At 65.9% G+C, this 19,498-nt stretch carries 18 protein-coding genes; 15 read left to right on the forward strand and 3 right to left on the reverse strand.

The genetic code is table 11. From position 1 onward, the window contains the following. The first annotated feature begins 50 nt into the window (after positions 1 to 50). The 8 genes from ACPEH1_RS00235 (at position 51) to ACPEH1_RS00270 (ending at position 8,912) form a co-directional block, all read left to right on the forward strand. Positions 51 to 896, forward strand: a complete 846-nt coding sequence (locus tag ACPEH1_RS00235; protein WP_423715033.1) for a hypothetical protein — start codon at positions 51 to 53, stop codon at positions 894 to 896. Further along, complete coding sequence (locus ACPEH1_RS00240) at positions 893 to 3,607, forward strand: T6SS effector BTH_I2691 family protein (RefSeq protein WP_423715035.1); 2,715 nt, start codon at positions 893 to 895, stop codon at positions 3,605 to 3,607. Before ACPEH1_RS00235 ends, ACPEH1_RS00240 begins: the two co-directional genes overlap by 4 nt. 118 nt (positions 3,608 to 3,725) lie before the next feature. Next, positions 3,726 to 4,604: a DUF6708 domain-containing protein gene (locus ACPEH1_RS00245; RefSeq protein ID WP_423715036.1), complete on the forward strand. Its 879-nt coding sequence runs from the start codon at positions 3,726 to 3,728 to the stop codon at positions 4,602 to 4,604. Positions 4,605 to 4,644: 40 nt separating this feature from the next. Beyond that, positions 4,645 to 5,640 (forward strand): DUF6708 domain-containing protein, encoded by a 996-nt coding sequence (locus ACPEH1_RS00250; protein WP_423715037.1) that lies wholly within the window; start codon positions 4,645 to 4,647, stop codon positions 5,638 to 5,640. Positions 5,641 to 5,680: 40 nt separating this feature from the next. Then, positions 5,681 to 6,676: a DUF6708 domain-containing protein gene (locus tag ACPEH1_RS00255; RefSeq protein WP_423715038.1), complete on the forward strand. Its 996-nt coding sequence runs from the start codon at positions 5,681 to 5,683 to the stop codon at positions 6,674 to 6,676. 40 nt (positions 6,677 to 6,716) lie between these two features. Then, positions 6,717 to 7,712, forward strand: a complete 996-nt coding sequence (locus ACPEH1_RS00260; protein ID WP_423715039.1) for a DUF6708 domain-containing protein — start codon at positions 6,717 to 6,719, stop codon at positions 7,710 to 7,712. Next, positions 7,709 to 7,918, forward strand: coding sequence for a hypothetical protein (locus tag ACPEH1_RS00265; protein WP_423715040.1), 210 nt, complete (start codon positions 7,709 to 7,711; stop codon positions 7,916 to 7,918). Before ACPEH1_RS00260 ends, ACPEH1_RS00265 begins: the two co-directional genes overlap by 4 nt. Positions 7,919 to 7,964: 46 nt before the next feature. Next, positions 7,965 to 8,912 carry a DUF6708 domain-containing protein gene (locus ACPEH1_RS00270; RefSeq protein WP_423715041.1) on the forward strand — a complete coding sequence of 316 codons (948 nt, stop codon included), beginning with the start codon at positions 7,965 to 7,967 and terminating at the stop codon, positions 8,910 to 8,912. 100 nt (positions 8,913 to 9,012) lie between these two features. Here the strand turns inward: ACPEH1_RS00270 and ACPEH1_RS00275 are convergent, their stop codons facing one another. Together ACPEH1_RS00275 and ACPEH1_RS00280 are read right to left on the reverse strand one after the other, a co-directional pair. Then, entirely contained in the window at positions 9,013 to 10,026 is a 1,014-nt protein-coding gene (locus tag ACPEH1_RS00275; RefSeq protein WP_017355901.1) for an energy transducer TonB, read from the reverse strand. A 186-nt stretch (positions 10,027 to 10,212) separates the two neighbouring features. After that, the gene (locus ACPEH1_RS00280; RefSeq protein WP_017355902.1) at positions 10,213 to 10,824 is read right to left on the reverse strand and encodes a TIGR00645 family protein; all 612 of its coding nucleotides are present in this window, start codon (positions 10,822 to 10,824) and stop codon (positions 10,213 to 10,215) included. A gap of 107 nt (positions 10,825 to 10,931) precedes the next feature. Between ACPEH1_RS00280 and ACPEH1_RS00285 the strand changes: the two genes are divergently transcribed. The 4 genes from ACPEH1_RS00285 (at position 10,932) to ACPEH1_RS00300 (ending at position 16,442) form a co-directional block, all read left to right on the forward strand. Next, positions 10,932 to 11,621, forward strand: coding sequence for a glutathione S-transferase N-terminal domain-containing protein (locus ACPEH1_RS00285; protein WP_423715043.1), 690 nt, complete (start codon positions 10,932 to 10,934; stop codon positions 11,619 to 11,621). 124 nt (positions 11,622 to 11,745) lie between these two features. Continuing rightward, a complete protein-coding gene (locus tag ACPEH1_RS00290) occupies positions 11,746 to 13,974 on the forward strand; it encodes a S9 family peptidase (RefSeq protein ID WP_017355904.1) in 2,229 nt (742 codons plus the stop codon). Positions 13,975 to 14,013: 39 nt separating this feature from the next. Next, complete coding sequence (locus ACPEH1_RS00295; protein WP_166473559.1) at positions 14,014 to 14,559, forward strand: cytochrome c oxidase assembly factor Coa1 family protein; 546 nt, start codon at positions 14,014 to 14,016, stop codon at positions 14,557 to 14,559. 80 nt (positions 14,560 to 14,639) lie between these two features. Then, positions 14,640 to 16,442: a DUF885 domain-containing protein gene (locus ACPEH1_RS00300; RefSeq protein WP_423715044.1), complete on the forward strand. Its 1,803-nt coding sequence runs from the start codon at positions 14,640 to 14,642 to the stop codon at positions 16,440 to 16,442. 45 nt (positions 16,443 to 16,487) lie between these two features. Here ACPEH1_RS00300 and ACPEH1_RS00305 read toward each other — a convergent pair whose 3' ends face one another. Continuing rightward, on the reverse strand, positions 16,488 to 16,946 hold the full coding sequence (locus tag ACPEH1_RS00305) for a hypothetical protein (RefSeq protein ID WP_423715045.1): 459 nt from the start codon (positions 16,944 to 16,946) through the stop codon (positions 16,488 to 16,490). A 205-nt stretch (positions 16,947 to 17,151) separates the two neighbouring features. Here ACPEH1_RS00305 and ACPEH1_RS00310 point away from each other — a divergent pair, with 205 nt between their 5' ends. The 3 genes from ACPEH1_RS00310 (at position 17,152) to hemB (ending at position 19,474) form a co-directional block, all read left to right on the forward strand. Continuing rightward, entirely contained in the window at positions 17,152 to 17,400 is a 249-nt protein-coding gene (locus tag ACPEH1_RS00310; RefSeq protein ID WP_017354360.1) for a hypothetical protein, read from the forward strand. 139 nt (positions 17,401 to 17,539) lie between these two features. Further along, positions 17,540 to 18,457 (forward strand): bestrophin family protein, encoded by a 918-nt coding sequence (locus ACPEH1_RS00315; RefSeq protein ID WP_313160179.1) that lies wholly within the window; start codon positions 17,540 to 17,542, stop codon positions 18,455 to 18,457. 27 nt (positions 18,458 to 18,484) lie between these two features. Further along, on the forward strand, positions 18,485 to 19,474 hold the full coding sequence (hemB, locus tag ACPEH1_RS00320) for a porphobilinogen synthase (protein ID WP_017354362.1): 990 nt from the start codon (positions 18,485 to 18,487) through the stop codon (positions 19,472 to 19,474). Positions 19,475 to 19,498: the final 24 nt, after the last annotated feature.

Below are 19,498 nucleotides of genomic sequence, written 5' to 3' on the forward strand. Positions count from 1 at the left end.
CCGGACGTGCCGTTCCTAGCCTTGGAGGACGCCATCGACATCGCTCTTTCATGGACCTGGATTCTCCCGCCGCAGCTCCCATCGCGCTGTGGCACCGCGTGTTCCTCGCGCAGACCCACGCGCTGATCGATCCACGCCACGTCGCACCGTCCGAGTTCGCCGACCTTCCCACCCACGTACTTCAGCCGGAACGGCTGGCAGGTCGTGTGCGCCATCCGCCGCTGCTGGTCACGCTGGAGGCGCTCGCGCGGGACCGTCGGCTGCAACTGCTCGATCAGGCTGACGCGCATCTGCGCGAGTACGGCCGCCCGCTGTTCTGCGCGCTGCTGACCTGCGACGACGCTCCCGCCGTGCGTAGTCACCTGCAGCGCGTGATGCGGCTCGTGCAACCCGGCGTCGGGCCGGGATGGCTGCGCCTGCACGATCCCGGCGTGTTCCGCCACCTGCGCTGGTTGCTGACGCCGGCACAGATGGCCTGCGTCATGGGGCCGGTGGCAACGTGGCTCTGGCAGGAGCCGGTGAGCGTCACCTGGCGCGCACATGCGCGACCGGCGGTGCCGCCCACGCCACGCGTGCTGCTGCAACCGGGCCAGTGGCAGGATCTGGCCGAGGTGGGCGTGCTCAACCGCTGCCTGCGTGATCTGGCCGACGCTGGCGAAGGCGCGGGGGAGGGCGCGCTGCGTGCGCTCCTGGATGGCATCCAGGAGGCGCGCGCGGCGGGCCTGGGCGACCCGGCCGACCTGCGGCGGTATGCCTGCCAGCGTCTGCGCCACGGCAGCGGCTTCCAGCAGCGTCCGGAGGTGAGCAGGCGTCTGGCCCACGTCCGGGGGCGGGGCATGTCCTATGTCATGGCGTGCCAGTACGAACGTCGCGCCACCCTCGGGACGGCCGCATGACCGACCCGGTGAACGACCCCGCCTACTGCCCGAACTGCATCACTTTCGGCTTTCCCATCCTGCTGGCGCGCTACGCGGTGGCACGCGCCGATCAGGAGGTCCGCCGGCCCGCACCAGCCCTGGTGGCGCCGTTCGGGGCCGGTGTGCAGGAGATCGCGTTGCCGGCCGGTGACGCGCACTACACGCTGCGTCTGCTGCGCAGCGGCTACGTCTATGCCTACAACGAAGCACGCGACGAATGGCTGGCGTGGCAGGTCAACGAGCACGGTGACCTGTCCGCGTTCGACATCCGCGACGCTCACCCGCCGCCGCAGAGCGATGACGCCCCGGCGCGCTGCTCGCGGCATGGCAGCACGTTGTTCGCCAAGTGCATCGTTGTCCCGGATGCCGCCTTCGGCGCCGCGCTGTGGCTGGCGTTCAGCACCGCACCGTGGACGCCACGGGTGTGGCGGCGGCACCGGGATGCGACCTATCGGGCCCGCACCATGCGACGTATCGATGTCGGCCAGTGGGCGGCGTCGACCGCGGCCCAGCCGCACGTGGCTGCCCTGTACCAGACACTGGACCAGGTGGCCGAGTTCCACGCCGCGGTGGCCGACCGGCCGGTCCCGCACACGCCGGACCTGACCAACCTGCCGACCGTCACCGTGCTGCCCGGCGTCCAGGCATTTGAGCACAGCCTGTGCCAGCCCATTCACTACGGGCGCGCGCAGATCGATCTGCTGAGCGCGCAGGCTCGTCTGGCGGCGCGCCAGGTGACCCCCGGGCATGCGCTGGCCGTGGCCCCCGCGCTGGTGGCGCTGGACGACCCGGTCGGCATCATCGCCGACCTCAATCAGCTCGCCATCGCCCGGATACTGGAATGGGAGAACGAGCCCGAGCGGCAGGAAAAGCGCCAGTCGGCCGCCGCGATCTCCGCGCTGCAGGCGGCGATCCGCCAGGGCGCGCTCGAAGATGAAGCGCACCGGCGCGGACGCAACGCGCGGCTGGGCAGGGGCGTGGTAACCGTACTGGGCGGCAGCACCGCGTCGGATCAGCTGGCCCGACCCCTGCCTGCCTGGACCGACGACGTGTTCGCGGTCCAGGACGAGGCGGAGGTTGTCGCGCTTGGCCAGGCATCGTGGAAGAAGTACGGCAGGCACCTTCGCGACGACGACGGACACGCGCGGTGGCTCACGCAGACCTACGCCGTGGAGCAGCAGAGGTTCTACGAACAGAACATCGCGGCACTCGATGACGCCTACATCGCCTGGCTGTCCGCCACGCCCTTCAGACTCCATATGACGGGCCATTTCGACAGCGCCAACACCACCAGTGGCGTCCTCTACCAGGAAGTGGTGACCACGCTGCTGCGGGATGCGACTGCGCGCGGCAAGGTCTTCCGGTACGTGCTGGACTGCCTCACCCACGGCGATCCGCTCGACCCCAACGCGATCGTGCTGCGTGCCCAGATGTGGAATCAGGACACCTTGATCGCGGTGTGGAAGGACACCTTGGCCAGTACCTCCACCGCACCGGGCGCGCGCGACTGGCTGGTGGCCGCCAATGGAGTGTCCAACGCCCTCAAGAGCCTGCTGGACGCCGAAACGGCCGCCAAGCTCGGCGGCATGTTCCAAGGCATGGCCCGGCTGGTGGAGCAGATCTCCGGCCCGATATCGCGCATCATCGGCAACGAGATCGGCAGCATGATCGCCCATGATGTCGGCAAGCTACCCGCTCGCTGGCAGGTGGGGCTGCTCACGGCGCTGGCACAGGCGGCTTCGCCCGGGACCGAGCTGGTCGATCTGGTCGGGCACACCACGCCCAAACGGGCCCGCAAGGCGCTGGCGATGCAACTGGCGGCGCGCGCCGGTCTGAACAGTGCGCAGCAGGCCGCGGCGGCAGCGGCCGAAGTGATTGAGACCACCGACGTCGATATCCGCGATGGCAGGTTCCGGTTTGGCATGGTCGCGCTGGTGGACGCCGATCAGCTGACGCTGTTCAAGGCGCTCAACGCCAAGGCCGTCATCACCGGCCCGGGGCGCCAGGCCGAGCTGATGCGCACCCTGACCGTGCTGGACCTGCACGACGCGATGCGCGCCAGCCTGTCCAACCTGGGCAGCACTTCGCTCGGTTACGGCGTGGCCGGCCTGGTGCTGGCATCGGCCAGCCTGGGGCAGCTCCACAAACAGTTGGCCACCGCCTCGGCCGGCACGCGCGGGCTGCTCGCGGCCAACTTCAGCGCGGGTGTGGCGGCGCTGCTGGGTGATGCAGCGATGGTCATGGGCGAGGTCGGCACCAAGCTGCCGTGGTTCTCGCAGAAGCTGGCCGAGCCGATGGGCCGGTGGATGTTCAGGGCCGACACGAAGGCGGCGGTGGTGAAGGCGAGTGGGCGTTGGTTGAGTGGGGTGGCGGGTGTGGTGTTGGGGGGGGTGACCGTTTATGAGGGGTACAAAGACAGCAGGCTCTCCAAGCACTACGGACGCGCAACGATGATCTCTGGCCTCGCCGCAATCGGGTCGGCCGTACTTCTAACTACATCCTGGTCCGGTCCAATTGCCATTGTGCTGCTGCTGTTCGCTGCGTCCGTTGCCATCGCTGTTGCTTGGTTCAAACCGGATGAAGTGGAGCGCTGGCTGGACAAAGTCATGCATTTTGGAAAGAACGGAACTGGCACCTTCGAAAGCGTTGAAGTGCAATCTGACGCCTTGAAGCGCATTGGTCGACACTGACATGCTGTCCGGTTGGCACCCAATATTTACAACGGGGCGCTCGCTGCTCCGTAGCGAAGAGGAATCGCAGCTTCTGAAAGACTCGCCAGGAGCGCATGTTCCGGACGATGCATTTGGAATGATTGCCTTCAACTCGACATGTCTTGAATTCACGGACCGGACCTTCAAGGTGAAGGGGATGGCCGCAACAATGAATTTATCCACATGTTCGATTGCATTCTTTGCTTTTCTCGTCTGGATATCGATTGACTTCATACAGATGGACGATGATCTTGTTGAGAGCATGCTGAGTATTCTCATGATTGGGGTACCCCTCGTTGGTTTTCCCCTCTACTTCTGGCATGTCCACCTCCGCAAAGACCTCTTCCAATACACCCACTACCCGGTCCGCTTCAACCGCATCACCCGCAAGATCTATTTCTTCCGCCACAACGGTCCCGGTGGCGTGGTCGTCGTACCCTGGGGCTCGCCGTATGCGTTCTTCCACATCGGCCGAGGCACACAGGACCCCAGCCTGCGCGACCTGCGCTGCCATCTGCTCGACCGCCACCGCCAGGTGCAGCAGACCTTCACCATTGGCCACTTCTGGAACCATGACGACGATATCCGCGAGCAGTGGGCGCTGATCTGCCGCTACATGAAGGACGGCCCGGAACACTGTTTCGACGATCCACTGGACCGGGTGATCACCTTGTCGCCGAGGGGCACGCTGCGCAACTGCTGGATGCTGGTGTGCCTGATGATGGGCACTACGTTCTTTCCGCTACGCTACACGCTGATGCTGCCGATCTACGGCGCGTTGACGCTCAGTCGCTGGCTCACCTTCAAGACCTGCCGTGCGCCGGTGTTTCCGCCAGAGCTGGACGCCGAGTGCGCCGCTGCACCGGGTGATCCCTATGCATTGCCGGAACCGCGCTTCATGGCCGAGTTCGCCAGCGATCCGGCCATCTACGCACGGGCGCTGCAGCGGCATCGGGAGCGCATGTTGTGGCGGTGAATGTGTTCAGTTCCCTCACGCCAGACGATGGTGCATTGACGTGCTGACGGGCTGGTATCCCGTCTTCAGCTACGCCAGGACACTTGAGCAGATCGAGTTGGCGTTTGAACTTCATCAATTCGATCATGGCGAATTCTGTCCTGACGACGCAGTTGGAATGACGAGGCTGAACTCAACGTACCTTGAGTTTGTCGATCGAACTTTCAAGATCAAGGGGATGGCAGCCACGGCTATGTCTGCTGCCGGATCCATCTTCATGATTGCTGTGCTGGTGCAGGTCGCCATCACATCATTGGGTATGGAAGATGACGTCATCAGTTCTCTGATTGGAATCGCTGTGTTATCCGTGCCGGCGCTTGGCTTTCCGTTCTACTTCTGGCATGTCCACCTCCGAAAAGACCTCTTTCAATACACCCACTACCCGGTTCGCTTCAACCGCGTCACCCGCAAGGTCTACTTCTTCCGCCACAACGGTCCCGGTGGCGTGGTCGTCGTGCCTTGGGAATCGCCGCATACGTTCTTCCACATAGGCCGAGGCGGACAGGACCCCAATCTGCGCGATCTCCGCTGCCATCTGCTCGACCGCCACCGGCAGGTGCAGCAGACCTTCACCATTGGTCACTTCTGGAACCATGACGACGACATCCGCGAGCAGTGGGCGTTGATCTGCCGCTACATGAAGGACGGGCCGGAACACTGTTTCGACGATCCACTGGACCGCGTGATCACCCTCTCGCCAAAGGGCACGCTGCGCAACTGCTGGATGCTGGTGTGCCTGATGATGGGCACTACGTTCTTTCCGCTGCGCTACACGCTGATGTTTCCCATCTACGGCGCGTTGACGCTCAGCCGCTGGATCACCTTCAAGACCTGCCGTGCGCCGGTGTTTCCGCCTGAGCTGGAGGCCGAGTGCACCATTGCACCGGATGATCCCTATGCACTGCCGGAACCACGCTTCATGGCAGAGTTCGCCAGCGATCCGGCCATCTACGCACGGGCGCTGCAGCGGCATCGGGAGCGCATGTTGTGGCGTTGAATGTGTTCAGTTCCCTCACGCCAGACGATGGTCCATTGACGTGTTGACTGGCTGGAATCCCACTTTCAAGTATCACCGCGCATTGAGTCCGGATGAACTGGCACGGGAGCTACCCCAGAACGATACGCGCAATCTTTCACCGGACGACGCCTTGGGCCTGGTTCGATTCAACTCAACGTTCATGGAGTTTGTCGACAGGACGTTCAAATCCAAGGGGATGGTGGCTACTCTGTCAGCGATAGTCATCTCGTCGTTGCTACTCTTCGGGTTGTCGGCTCTTCTAGTCAAGGCCCACAAGATGCCGGGTGGATTGATTGCAGAAGCTATCCCCGTAGCCATCGTTGCAGCGGTTGTGCTCGGTGCTATGGCCATCTTCTGGACACTGCACTTGAAGAGGGATCTCTTCCAGTACACCCACTACCCGGTTCGCTTCAACCGCGTCACCCGCAAGGTCTACTTCTTCCGCCACAACGGTCCCGGTGGCGTGGTCGTCATGCCTTGGGGATCGCCGCATGCGTTCTTCCACATCGGCCGAGGCGGACAGGACCCCAGCCTGCGCGACCTGCGCTGCCATCTGCTCGACCGCCACCGCCAGGTGCAGCAGACCTTCACCATTGGCCACTTCTGGAACCATGACGACGATATCCGCGAGCAGTGGGCGCTGATCTGCCGCTACATGAAAGACGGGCCGGAACAGTGCTACGAAGATCCATTGGACCGTGTAATCACCCTCTCGCCGAAGGGCACGCTGCGCAACTGCTGGATGCTGGTGTGCCTGATGATGGGCACCACGCTGTTTCCGCTGCGCTATACGCTGATGTTTCCCATCTACGGCGCGTTGACGCTCAGCCGCTGGCTCACCTTCAAGACCTGCCGTGCGCCGGTGTTTCCGCCTGAGCTGGAGGCCGAGTGCACCATTGCAGAGGATGATCCGCACGCCTTGCCGGAACCACGCTTCATGGCCGAGTTCGCCAGCGATCCGGCCATCTACGCACGAGCGCTGCAGCGGCATCGGGAGCGCATGTTGTGGCGGTGAATGTGTTCAGTTCCCTCACGCCAGACGATGGTGCATTGACGTGCTGACGGGCTGGTATCCCGTCTTCAGCTACGCCAGGACACTTGAGCAGATCGAGTTGGCGCTTGAACTTCATCAATTCGATCATGGCGAATTCTGTCCTGACGACGCGGTTGGAATGACGAGGCTGAACTCAACGTACCTTGAGTTTGTCGATCGAACTTTCAAGATCAAGGGGATGGCAGCCACGGCTATGTCTGCTGCCGGATCCATCTTCATGATTGCTATGCTGGTGCAGGTCGCCATCACATCATTGGGTATGGAAGATGACGTCATCAGTTCTCTGATTGGAATCGCTGTGTTATCCGTGCCGGCGCTTGGCTTTCCGTTCTACTTCTGGCATGTCCACCTCCGAAAAGACCTCTTTCAGTACACTCACTACCCGGTCCGCTTCAACCGCATCACCCGCAAGATCTATTTCTTCCGCCACAACGGTCCCGGTGGCGTGGTCGTCGTACCCTGGGGCTCGCCGCATGCGTTTTTCCACATCGGCCGAGGCGGGCAGGACCCCAGCCTGCGGGATCTGCGCTGCCATCTGCTCGACCGTCACCGCCAGGTGCAGCAGACCTTCACCATTGGCCACTTCTGGAACCATGACGACGATATCCGCGAGCAGTGGGCGCTGATCTGCCGCTACATGAAGGACGGCCCGGAACACTGTTTCGACGATCCACTGGACCGCGTGATCACCCTCTCGCCAAAGGGCACGCTGCGCAACTGCTGGATGCTGGTGTGCCTGATGATGGGCACCACGCTGTTTCCGCTGCGCTATACGCTTATGTTTCCCATCTACGGCGCGTTGACGCTCAGCCGTTGGCTCACCTTCAAGACCTGCCGTGCGCCGGTGTTTCCGCCCGAGCTGGAGGCCGAGTGCGCCATTGCACCGGATGATCCCTATGCACTGCCGGAACCACGCTTCATGGCAGAGTTCGCCAGCGATCCGGCCATCTACGCACGGGCGCTGCAGCGGCATCGGGAGCGGATGTTGTGGCGGTGAATGTGTTCAGTTCCCTCACGCCAGACGATGGTGCATTGACTCTCATGATCGCAAGCGCTGTTGTAACCACAATTGCTGCCTTTTTGAAGCCAGACGAAATGGAGCGGTGGTTGGATCGAGTGATGCACTTTGGAAAAAACACCAATGGTGCATTTGAAAACCTGGCAGCTCAATCTGACGCGGCAAAGAAGTTGGGGCGTCTCTAGAATGCTAACTGGATGGAGCCCGCAGTTCTCCCGCCATCGTCGTCTCATGGAATCCGAGCTTATCGGCGCACTAAGCATTGAGAGTGCAGGAAATATCCTCCCTGATGATGCGCTTGGAATGATCTGCTTCAACTCGAGCTATATTGAGTTTGTTGATCGTTCATTCAAAGTAAAGGGCATGGCGTCAACGCTTTTGTTAATGGCGGGAGAGGTGTTCCTGGCGTGTGTCTACATCTACTTCATTGCGCATATGGACGGGCGAGTGAGTGACTATGGTGACTGGGCTGCACTGGCTACGTTCACGCTGGGGCTCGCGACGTGCGTCGCCCTCCTGTGGAATCTCCATCTCCGAAAAGACCTCTTCCAGTTCACCCACTACCCGGTCCGCTTCAACCGTATTACCCGCAAGATCTACTTCTTCCGCCACAACGGTCCCGGCGGCGTGATCGTCGTACCCTGGGGATCGCCGCATGCCTTCTTCCACATCGGCCGAGGCGGGCAGGACCCCAATCTGCGTGATCTCCGTTGCCATCTGCTCGACCGCCACCGCCAGGTGCAGCAGACCTTCACCATTGGCCACTTCTGGAACCATGACGACGATATCCGCGAGCAGTGGGCGTTGATCTGCCGCTACATGAAGGACGGCCCGGAACACTGTTTCGACGATCCACTGGACCGCGTGATCACCCTCTCGCCAAAGGGCACGCTGCGCAACTGCTGGATGCTGGTGTGCCTGATGATGGGCACCACGCTGTTTCCGCTGCGCTATACGCTGATGTTTCCCATCTACGGCGCCTTGACGCTCAGCCGCTGGATCACCTTCAAGACCTGCCGTGCGCCGGTGTTTCCGCCCGAGCTGGAGGCCGAGTGCGCCATTGCACCGGATGATCCCTATGCACTGCCGGAACCACGCTTCATGGCAGAGTTCGCCAGCGATCCGGCCATCTACGCACGGGCGCTGCAGCGGCATCGGGAGCGGATGCTGTGGCGGTGAAGGCAAGGCGGCTCGCGCCGATCGGCGCAGGGCATGCGGCAGGCGCTGGAACGAAGAAGCCCGGCGGGTGCCGGGCTTCTTCAGGGGTGCTGCGTGCCGATCAACCGCCTTCCGGGGCGAATGCCAGGGTGCGGCGGGTGGTGACCGGGGCGCCGACGGGTTCAAACTTCCAGCGCTTCACGGCGTTGAGTGCCTCGCGATCGAACACGCGCGCCGGGTTGGCACGGAGCACGCGGGCGTTGGTCACCGAGCCGTCGGTACCGACGGTGATTTCCACCAGGACTTCGCCCGAGGTGCCCGAGCGCAGTGCGTCGGCCGGGTAGCGCGGTGCCGGGGTGCTGACCGGACGCAGGCTCGGCGCAGCGGCCGGGGTGGCACGTGCGGCGGCGGCCTGCTGGGCGGCGGCCTGCTGCTGGCGCTGTTCGGCCTCGCGCCGTGCGGTGGCCTGGCGTTCGGCGTCCTGGCGGTCGGTATCGCGACGGGCAGCTTCCTGCTGGGCGGCGATCTGGCGTGCTGCTTCGGCTTCGCTGGCCTGCTGCTGGGCCTGGCGCTGCTGCTCCACCAACTGCTTGGCGCGGGTTTCGGCGTCCTTCTTGACCTTGTCGGTCTCTTCCTGGGTCCGCTTGAGCGCAGTCTGCATGCCGCCGGTGATGCCCTGCTTCAGACGCGGCAGCGCCGGTGCGGTGGCGTCGACCTTCTCGATCAGCGCGACCAGGCGCTGGGCTTCGTTGAAGTCTTCGCGGGTGAGGTTCTGTTCGGCCGCGATCAGCGTGTACGGCAGCAGGTCGGTCAGCGCGCTCTTCACCGATGCATCGTCCGGGGTCTTGTCGCGCAGCGCCAGGTAGTACTCCATCGCGTTGTCGCCCGCCGGGGCATACATGCGGTTCTCGCGCAGCGCCTTGCTGGCCAGTTCGCGCAGCTCTTCGGTGCCCAGCGACTGCACCTTGGCCGACACGGCCGGCGCGGCCGGTGCCGCTGCGGTGCCGGTGGCGGCGGGCGTGGCCGGTGCATCGGCGGGTTTCGGTTCGTCCTTGCCGGAGCAGGCGGCCAGCGCCAGCAGCAGGGTGACCGGCGCGAGCAGGCGCGTTTTGGCAAACGTGGTGACGTGCGACATCCAACTTCCCCTTGAATACGACGGTACGTAAGACCTGAAGCGGTCAGGCCGGCCGACGCCCCTGGACGTTTCCCGGCGTCCACGGCGCTGCTGCAGGTGTGCAATCTAGCATCACCGGGGCGGCGCAGGGGCCAGGCCGGTGGGACCAGCCGGCATCGTCGCCGATGCCGGCCGGGGGGCGCAACGTCAGTGCGCGTGGGCCTTGGACGACGAACCGGACATCAGCTTGTCGGTCCAGGCGATGCCGATCGCCGAGAGGATGAACACGCAGTGGATGATGGTCTGCCAGAGCACGCCGGCGCTGGTCATCGAGCTGCACTTGCTGGCACCGATGTTGGAAGCGGCCACGTTCATCAGTTCCGGCGGGCACAGCGGCAGACCGTCCAGGGCACCGGCGGCAATGAAGGTCTTGAGCAGGTGGATCGAGGAAATGCCGATGATCGACAGCGCCAGCTTGACCTTGAGCACGCTGGCGTTGACATGGCTCAGCCACTCCGGCTGGTCGGGATGGCCTTCCAGGCCCAGGCGTGACACGAAGGTCTCGTAGCCACCCACGATCACCATCACCAGCAGGTTGGAGATCATCACCACGTCGATCAGACCGAGCACGATCAGCATGATCTGCTGCTCGCCCAGGCTGTTGGCGTCGTGGATGAGGTGCCACAGTTCCTTCCCGAACAGGAATACGTAGACGCACTGGGCCAGGATCAGCCCCAGGTACAGCGGCAGCTGCAGCCAGCGCGAGGCGAAGATCAGGGACGACATGGGGCTGAGGCGGCGGGGCGGGGAGGGAGACATGCTGGAATGCTGCGTTGCGGGAGAGGCGGCAGCGTACCGGGCCGGATTGACCCTGCCAACCCAACTCACGCACTACACTCGGCCTTCGCCTTCGCCGAGCCCACGACATGATCGACCTGTACTACTGGCCCACCCCCAATGGCCACAAAGTCACGCTGATGCTGGAAGAAACCGGCCTGCCGTACCAGATCAAACCCGTCAACATCGGCGCCGGCGACCAGTTCAAACCCGATTTCCTGACCATTTCACCGAACAACAAGATGCCGGCCCTGGTCGACCACGAGCCGACGGACGGCGGTGCGCCGCAGAGCGTGTTCGAGTCCGGTGCCATCCTGCTGTACCTGGCCGAGAAGACCGGCCGCTTTTTGCCGGCCGACAGCCGGGGCCGCGTGGCGGTACTGGAATGGCTGTTCTGGCAGATGGCCGGGCTGGGGCCGATGAGCGGGCAGATGGGGCATTTCAATGTGTACGCCCCCGAGCGCATTCCCTACGCGATCGAACGCTACAACAACGAGGTGCGCCGCCTGCATGGGGTGATGGACAAGCGCCTGGCGGCCAGCGCCTACCTGGGCGGGGACAGCTACAGCATCGCCGACATGGCCAGCTGCCCCTGGATCGGCGCCTACGACACGCTGCCGGTGGACTTCGCCGCCTTCCCCCACCTGAAGCGCTGGCACGACGCCATCGCCGCGCGTCCGGCCACCCGGCGTGCCTTCGCGCTGCGTGCGCAGGTCAATCCCGATGCCGGCAAACCGCTGGGCGAGGAAGAACGCAGGCACCTGTTCGGCCCGCGTTGAGGCCGGGTCGCGGCGCGCGCGGGTCCAAGGTCATGCTGCCTTCCCGCGCCGGCTTGGTTAGGATGAGGCGTTCCCTGCCGCGTGCGCGCGGTGGGGAGTCGCCCAGACGCTGCCGGAACCCTCCATGCGCCACCTGTTTGCTTCGCTCGCCCTGATGCTCGCCACGACCTCGCTCGCTCACGCCGAAAAACTCACGCTGGAGGCCATCACCGGTCCGCTGCCGCTGTCCGGCCCGACCCTGATGAAGCCCAAAGTGGCCCCGGACGGGTCGCGCGTCAGCTTCCTGCGCGGCAAGGAGGCCGACCGCAACCAGCTGGACCTGTGGGCCTACGACATCGCCAGCGGACAGACCCGCCTGCTGGTGGATTCCAAGGTGGTGCTGCCCGGTGCCGAGACCCTGAGCGACGCCGAGAAGGCCCGCCGCGAGCGTCAGCGCATCGCCGCGATGACCGGCATTGTCGATTACCAGTGGTCGCCGGACGCGCGCACGCTGCTGTTCCCACTCGGCGGCGAACTCTACCTGTACGACCTGGGCAAGCAGGGCCAGGCCGCCGTGCGCCAGCTCACCCACGGCGAGGGCTTCGCCACCGACGCCAAGCTCTCACCCAAGGGCGGTTTCGTCAGCTTCGTGCGCGCGCGCAATCTGTGGGTGATCGACCTGGCCAGCGGCCGGCAGATCCAGCTCACCCGCGATGGCAGCGACACCATCGGCAATGGCGTGGCCGAGTTCGTCGCCGATGAAGAGATGGATCGCCACACCGGTTACTGGTGGGCGCCGGACGATTCGGCGATCGCCTTCGCACGCATCGACGAAAGCCCGGTGCCGGTGCAGAAGCGCTACGAGATGTATGCCGACCGTACCGAGATGATCGAGCAGCGCTACCCGGCCGCCGGCGACCACAATGTCACCGTGACGCTGGCCGTGATCGCACCGCAGGCCGGTGCCGCGCCGCGCTGGATCGACCTGGGGCGCAACCCGGACATCTACCTGGCCCGCGTGGACTGGCGCGATCCGCAGCGTCTCACCTTCCAGCGCCAGTCGCGCGACCAGAAGACCCTGGAGCTGATCCAGGCCGACCTGGCCTCCGGCCGCCAGCACACGCTGGTCACCGAAACCTCGCGCACCTGGGTACCGCTGCACAATGACCTGCGCTTCCTCAAGCAGGGCGGGTTCCTGTGGTCCTCTGAACGCAGTGGCTTTGAACACCTGTATCGCGTGTCCGAGGATGGCAGGACGGTCACCGCGCTGACCAGCGGCCCGTGGCCGGTCGATGAACTGCTGGCCGTGGACGAGGAGGCCGGCAAAGTCTATTTCCGTGCCGGCATCGACTCCGCCCGCGAGAGCCAGATCTATGCCGTGCCGCTGCAGGGCGGTGCACTGCAGCGCCTGTCGCAGGCTCCCGGCATGCACAGCGCCAGTTTCGCGCGCAACGCCAGCGTCTACGTGGACAGCTGGTCCAGCACCACCACACCGCCGCAGATCGCGCTGTTCCGCGCCAACGGCGAGAAAATCGCCACCCTGGTCGAGAACGACCTGTCCGATCCGGCCCATCCCTACGCGCGCTATCTGGATGCACAGCGCCCGGTCGAGTTCGGCACGCTCACCGCCGCCGACAACCGCACCGCGCTGCACTACAGCCTGATCAAGCCGACCGGCTTCGACCCGGCCAAGCGCTACCCGGTGGTGGTGTACGTGTACGGTGGACCGGCCAGCCAGACCGTCACCGACAGCTGGCCCGGGCGCGGCGACCACCTGTTCAACCAGTACCTGGCCCAGCAGGGCTATGTGGTGTTCTCGCTGGACAACCGCGGCACCCCGCGCCGCGGCCGAGATTTCGGCGGCGCGCTGTATGGCGTGCAGGGTACGGTGGAAGTGGACGATCAGCTGCGCGGCGTGGCCTGGCTGAAGCAGCAGCCCTGGGTGGACCCGGCGCGCATCGGTGTGCAGGGCTGGTCCAACGGCGGCTACATGACTCTGATGCTGCTGGCCAAGGCATCCGACACGTACGCCTGCGGCGTGGCGGGCGCACCGGTCACCGACTGGGGCCTGTACGACACCCACTACACCGAGCGTTACATGAACCTGCCCGGCAACAACGCCAAGGGTTACGAGGAGGCCCGCGTGCTGTCGCACATCGACGGCCTGCGCTCGCGCCTGCTGTTGATCCACGGCATGGCCGACGACAACGTGCTGTTCACCAACGCCACGGTGCTGATGAGCGCGCTGCAGAAGCGGGGCCAGCCGTTCGAGCTGATGACCTATCCGGGCGCCAAGCATGGGTTGTCGGGCAGCAACGCGCTGCACCGCTACCGCCTGGCCGAAGATTTCCTGGGGCGCTGCCTGGCGCCCTGATCGCGTTGCCCCGCCACCGGCTCGACAAGGAGTACGCCGATGACACCGTCGCCCCCGATTCCCCCCGCCATCGCACGACGCAACTGGTGGGCGCGCCACTGGCGCTGGGCCATGCCCGCGCTGGTTCTGCTGGTGGCGCTGGGTGCCGTGCTGGCGATCGGGTTCGCACTGGACCGCTGGTCGCAGTGGAGCCGGGGCAGCGAGCCGTACGTGGAGGCGATGCGCCGCGCGCGCTGCAGCATCGAGCTGGTGCAGGTGCTGGGGGAGCCGATCGACGACGGCTACCTGCCGGTGGGCACGCTGCAGCAGGGCAGCGACGGCAGCGGCCGGGCCGACCTGGTGCTGAAGGTGCGCGGCCCCCAGGCGCACGGCGACCTGTTCCTGGCCGGGCGCCGCCAGCAGGCGCAGTGGGACTACCCGGTGATGTACGTGCTGACCGGCGACACCCACACCATCGACCTGACGGCGCTGGATGACGCCGAGGCGGTGACCCGCTGCGAGCTGGCCGACTGCCGGGCGCAGGGCGACTGCCCGCCCGCGCCGGCGCATCCGCCCTCGGTCCCGCGGCAGGCGCTGGAGGCCTGAGCGGCGCATGACCTCCGGCCGATTGCCGCCCGTGCCCTGAGTGCGTAGGGTCGCAGGCATCTCTTCGCTGGAGTTCCCGCATGAAGCCGCTCGTCCTTGCCGTTGCGCTGGCCCTCTCCGTTCCCGCCGCCTTGGCCGCGCCGCCGGCGCTGGCCGCCGCGCCGGCCGCCGGCAAGGCACCCGCGAGCCCGGCCTGGGTGGTCCGCAGCAACACGCTCGCGCAGATCCTGCTCGATGCCCAGGGCCCGTTCCAGCCCGAGGAGACCGGCTTCTTCGGCGTGCCGGGGTACGACGACAAGGTGGCCGACTTCGGTCCGGACAACGGCGCGCGCTACCGCGCGGCAATGGCCAAGGCGCGCGCCGAGCTGCAGGGCAAGCTGGCCACCGAACGCGATCCCAACGTGCGCCAGGACCTGGCGATCATGATCGCCGCGGCCACCCAGAACATCGAAGGCAGCGAACTCAACGAGAAATATCTGCTGCCGTGGACGGACACGCCGCAGACGGTGTTCAGCGGCCTCAACCTGCTGCTGTCCGATCAGGTTCCCGCCGAGCGCCGCGCCAAGGCGCTGGACCGCCTGAAGCGCTACGCCGGCCTGGTGCCGGGCAGCCAGCCGGTCACCACGCTGTCGCGGCAGCGCTATGAAGAGCGCCTGGCCGACACGTCCCTGCTGCAGCCGACGAAGATCGAGGTCGAGCAGTCGCTGGCCAACGTGGACACCTACATCAGCGGCATCGAGCAGCTGTTCGGCAAGTACAACGTGGCGGGTGCCGATGAGGCGTTGAAGACCATCGCCACGCAGCTGCGCGAGTACCGCGACTGGACCCGCAGAGAGGTGCTGCCCAAGGCCCGCACGGATACCCGCCTGCCGGCGCCGTTGTACGCCTTCCAGCTCAAGCGCGTGGGCATCGACATCGCGCCGGCGCTGCTGGTGCAGCGCGCGCAGCTGGAGTTCATGGAAACCCGTTCGGCGATGCGCCAGCTGGCGCCGCTGGTGGTGCAGGCCAAGGGCCTGAAGGTGACCGACCCGACCGACCCGGTCGCGGTGGTGCGCGCGCTGAAGGGCGACAAGATCGCCGATGACCAGCTGGAGCACCATTACCGTGGCGTGATCGATGCCATCGACCCGATCATCCGTCGCGAGAAGATTGTCGATGTGCCGCAGCGGCCGATGCAGATGCGGCTGGGGTCGGCGGCCGAGAGCGCCGCTTCGCCGGCGCCGCACTTCCTGCCCGCACCGCTGGTCGGCAACACCGGTCAGCAGGGCACCTTCGTGCTGCCGCTGGGCAATCCCGCCGCCGGCGACAAGGCGGCGCAGTACGACGACTTCAACTTCGGCTCGGCCGCATGGACGCTGAGCGCGCATGAAGGCCGGCCGGGCCACGAACTGCAGTTCACCGCGATGGTCGAGCGCGGCATTTCGCTGGCGCGCACCATGTTCGCGTTCAACTCGGTCAACGTCGAAGGCTGGGCGCTGTATGCCGAAGCGGAGATGGTGCCGTATGAACCGCTGGACGGGCAGCTGATCGCCCTGCAGTTCCGCCTGCTGCGCGCCGCACGCGCGATGCTCGATCCGATGCTCAACCTGGGGCTCACCGATCGCGCCAACGCCGAACGCGTGTTGATCGACGAGGTGGGGCTGTCCAAGGCGATGGCCACCCAGGAACTGGACCGCTACACCGTGCGCGCGCCCGGCCAGGCCGGCAGCTATTTCTACGGTTACACACGGATCCTGGAGCTGCGCATGCAGACCGAGCTGGCGCTGGGCAACCGCTTCGACCGGCTGGCGTTCAACAACTTCCTGCTCGACCAGGGCCTGCTGCCGCCGGACCAGCTCACCGACGCGGTCAATGAGGTGTTCGTGCCCAAGCACCGCCAATGACCCTGCGGGTGACGCCGGCCGCTGGCCGGCATCCCCGGGGGCGCATTACTTCTGCGGTGTGATCGTCTGCGCCGGCAGGCGGGCCGCCGGCGGCGGATTGGGTACCCAGATGGCCACGCCGGCCGCGCGCTTCTGCGTGGTCGGAATGCCGATACCCATGCCGCCGCCCACGTGCGAGCCGTAGCTGCCCGCACCCACGGACATGCCTACCGGCGAGCCGCTGGAGCCCACGCCCATCAGGATCACGCCGTTGGCGCCGAGCGCGGCCGCTTCGCGCTTGAGTCGCATCACGGCCGCGTCGGTCTGGCCCTGCGTACCGAAACCGACCGCGCTGGACGACTCCAGCTGGGCGATCTCGACCGACCCGGCCGGTGGCGTCGAATAGATCTGCACGGTGGCCGGGTCGACCGGCGCGCGCGCCTGGCCCAGCATCACCTTGGACGTACTGGCGCAGCCGGCCACGGACAGCAGCAGGCCCAGCAGTGCGATGGATCGGATGTTCATGGCATCACCCCTGATGGTATGGGCCGGTCGGCCTGTGGCGCGATCATCCGGGCTGGCAACTGAATCGGTGCCAACCTCGTGACCCGCACGCTAGCACCGTCGGGGTGACGCCGTCGCAACGGTTCCCTGGTCGGTGCGGCCCACGCGCGCGCAGGCCGGGCTTTAGGCTATGGTGGGCCAGGCAACCATCACAAGGAATCGCGGCATGGGATTGATCAGTCTGTTGTGGGGCATCCTGGCGCTGCTGTGGATGATCCTGGCGCTGATTCCGCTGCTGGGCTGGGGCAACTGGTTCCTGATTCCCTTCGCCGCGGTGGGGGCGATCATCGCCGCCATCGGCATCCTGTTCACGCATCCAAGCAAGCGCGGCCGGGCCTGGGCCGGGCTGGTCCTGAACGGCATCGTGGTGGTGGTGGCGATCCTGCGGCTGGGGCTGGGCGGCGGCATCGTCTGAGCCGGGTCCGCGTCGCCTGCGGCGGTGCGACAGACGGTCGCACCGTCATGGGCCCCGGCGCGCATCGGCGTAGAATGCCCGCTGCCGCCCTGGCTGCTGCCGGCGGCGCTACGCCCGTCCGGGCGCTTTTCCTGCACCGATGATCATTCGCCCTCGTCCCCACGGCTGGCAACTGCTGTACATCCTGCGCGGCTCCATCGTTCCGGCGGTGGCGCCCAAGGTGCTGACCATCCTGTTGCTGGCGGTGGCCGCGGCCACTCTGGCCGAGGTGTGGCATCCGCCGGGCATCGAGCGCGTCTCGGTGGCCCCGTTCACCCTGCTTGGCCTGGTGCTGTCGATCTTCCTCAGCTTCCGCAACAACGCCTGTTTCGAGCGGTGGTGGGAAGGGCGCAAGCTGTGGGGCCAGCTGGTCTATGAATCGCGCAGCCTGGCGCGACTGTGCACCGCGCTGCTGGCCGACGACGCGCCGCGCCGCGATCGCATCTGCCGCCTGGGCATTGGTTTCGCACACGCCCTGGCCGCCAGACTGCGCGGGCGCGATGTCGCGTTGGCCGCGTTGCCTTGGGTAGCCGAGGCCGACCAGACGCGTTTCGGCGAGCGCCTGAACGCCCCCGATCAACTGCTGGCGATGATCGCCGCCGACCTGGCCGAGCCGCTGCGTGCCGGCCGTCTGGACCCGATCCTCTACGCCCGCTTCGAGACCCGCCTGCACGCGATGTCGAGCATCCAGGCCGGTTGTGAGCGCATTCTGTCCACGCCGCTGCCATTCGCCTACACATTGCTGCTGCATCGCTGCGCATGGATGTTCTGCGTGCTGCTGCCCTTCGGCCTGGCCAGTTCGCTGGGCTGGGCCACGCCGGTGGTGTCGGCGGTGCTGGCCTATGCCTTCTTCGGTCTGGATCAGCTCGGCGAGGAGATGGAAGAGCCGTTCGGGCTGGAGCCCAACGACCTGCCACTGGATGCGCTGGTGCGCACCATTGAAATCGACCTGCTCGACAGCCTCGGGGTGCAGCCGCTGCCCGAGCCGCTGCAACCGCGGCAGTACCTGCTGCAGTAACCCCGCATTCCGCCCCCGGAGCACTTCATGGCCCACCCCGACTATCGCCCCCGCCGCATGCGTCACGACGAATTCTCGCGCCGGCTGATGCGCGAGAACACGCTGACCACCGACGACCTGATCTACCCGGTGTTCGTGCACGAACTGGATGGCCGCGCGCCGGTGGCCTCGATGCCGGGCGTGGAGCGTCTGTCCATCGACGAACTGCTCAAGGTCGCCGAAGAGGCGCTGGAACTGGGCATTCCGGTGATCGATCTGTTCCCGGTGATCGACCCGGCCGGCAAGTCGCTGGATGCGGCCGCCGCGTGGGACGACAACGGCCTGGCCCAGCGCGCCATCCGTGCACTGAAATCGCGCTTCCCGGAGCTGGGCGTGATGACCGACATCGCGCTGGACCCGTACACCACCCACGGCCAGGACGGCATCATCGACGGCAACGGCTACGTGCTCAACGACATCACCGTCGAGGCGCTGGTCAGGCAGTCGCTGTCGCATGCGGCCGCTGGCGTGGACATCGTGTCTCCGTCGGACATGATGGACGGCCGCATCGGCGCCATCCGCCGCGCGCTGGATGCCGACAATCATGTCAACGTGCGCATCATGGCCTACTCGGCCAAATACGCCTCGGCGTTCTATGGCCCGTTCCGTGATGCGGTGGGCAGCTCGGCCAGCCTCGGCAAGGCCGACAAGAAGACCTACCAGATGGACCCCGCCAACGGCGACGAGGCGATGCGCGAGATCGCGCTGGACCTGGAGGAGGGGGCGGACATGGTGATGGTCAAGCCGGGCATGCCGTACCTGGATCTGGTGCGCCGGGTGAAGCAGCAGTTCGGCGTGCCGACCTTCGCTTACCAGGTCAGTGGCGAGTACGCGATGATGAAGGCCGCCTTCGCCAACGGCTGGCTGGACGAGCGCGCCTGCGTGCTCGAATCGCTGATCGGCTTCAAGCGGGCCGGCGCCGATGGCGTGCTGACCTATTTCGCCCCGCAGGTGGCGCGTTGGCTGCGCGAACGCTGACAATACGCGTCGACACGCGAACAG

This window comes from Stenotrophomonas sp. NPDC077421 (genome assembly GCF_049545505.1).
GTDB classification, from domain to species: domain Bacteria; phylum Pseudomonadota; class Gammaproteobacteria; order Xanthomonadales; family Xanthomonadaceae; genus Stenotrophomonas; species Stenotrophomonas nematodicola.

Excerpts from the sequence above, each read along its gene's own strand:
- ACPEH1_RS00275 (WP_017355901.1), bottom strand. The coding sequence starts at position 10,026 with ATGTCGCACGTCACCACGTTTGCCAAAACGCGCCTGCTCGCGCCGGTC.
- ACPEH1_RS00285 (WP_423715043.1), top strand. The coding sequence starts at position 10,932 with ATGATCGACCTGTACTACTGGCCCACCCCCAATGGCCACAAAGTCACG.
- ACPEH1_RS00290 (WP_017355904.1), top strand. The coding sequence starts at position 11,746 with ATGCGCCACCTGTTTGCTTCGCTCGCCCTGATGCTCGCCACGACCTCG.
- ACPEH1_RS00280 (WP_017355902.1), bottom strand. The coding sequence starts at position 10,824 with ATGTCTCCCTCCCCGCCCCGCCGCCTCAGCCCCATGTCGTCCCTGATC.
- ACPEH1_RS00235 (WP_423715033.1), top strand. The coding sequence starts at position 51 with ATGGACCTGGATTCTCCCGCCGCAGCTCCCATCGCGCTGTGGCACCGC.
- ACPEH1_RS00310 (WP_017354360.1), top strand. The coding sequence starts at position 17,152 with ATGGGATTGATCAGTCTGTTGTGGGGCATCCTGGCGCTGCTGTGGATG.
- ACPEH1_RS00305 (WP_423715045.1), bottom strand. The coding sequence starts at position 16,946 with ATGAACATCCGATCCATCGCACTGCTGGGCCTGCTGCTGTCCGTGGCC.
- ACPEH1_RS00315 (WP_313160179.1), top strand. The coding sequence starts at position 17,540 with ATGATCATTCGCCCTCGTCCCCACGGCTGGCAACTGCTGTACATCCTG.
- ACPEH1_RS00270 (WP_423715041.1), top strand. The coding sequence starts at position 7,965 with ATGGAATCCGAGCTTATCGGCGCACTAAGCATTGAGAGTGCAGGAAAT.
- ACPEH1_RS00300 (WP_423715044.1), top strand. The coding sequence starts at position 14,640 with ATGAAGCCGCTCGTCCTTGCCGTTGCGCTGGCCCTCTCCGTTCCCGCC.
- ACPEH1_RS00240 (WP_423715035.1), top strand. The coding sequence starts at position 893 with ATGACCGACCCGGTGAACGACCCCGCCTACTGCCCGAACTGCATCACT.
- ACPEH1_RS00245 (WP_423715036.1), top strand. The coding sequence starts at position 3,726 with ATGATTGCCTTCAACTCGACATGTCTTGAATTCACGGACCGGACCTTC.
- hemB (WP_017354362.1), top strand. The coding sequence starts at position 18,485 with ATGGCCCACCCCGACTATCGCCCCCGCCGCATGCGTCACGACGAATTC.
- ACPEH1_RS00295 (WP_166473559.1), top strand. The coding sequence starts at position 14,014 with ATGACACCGTCGCCCCCGATTCCCCCCGCCATCGCACGACGCAACTGG.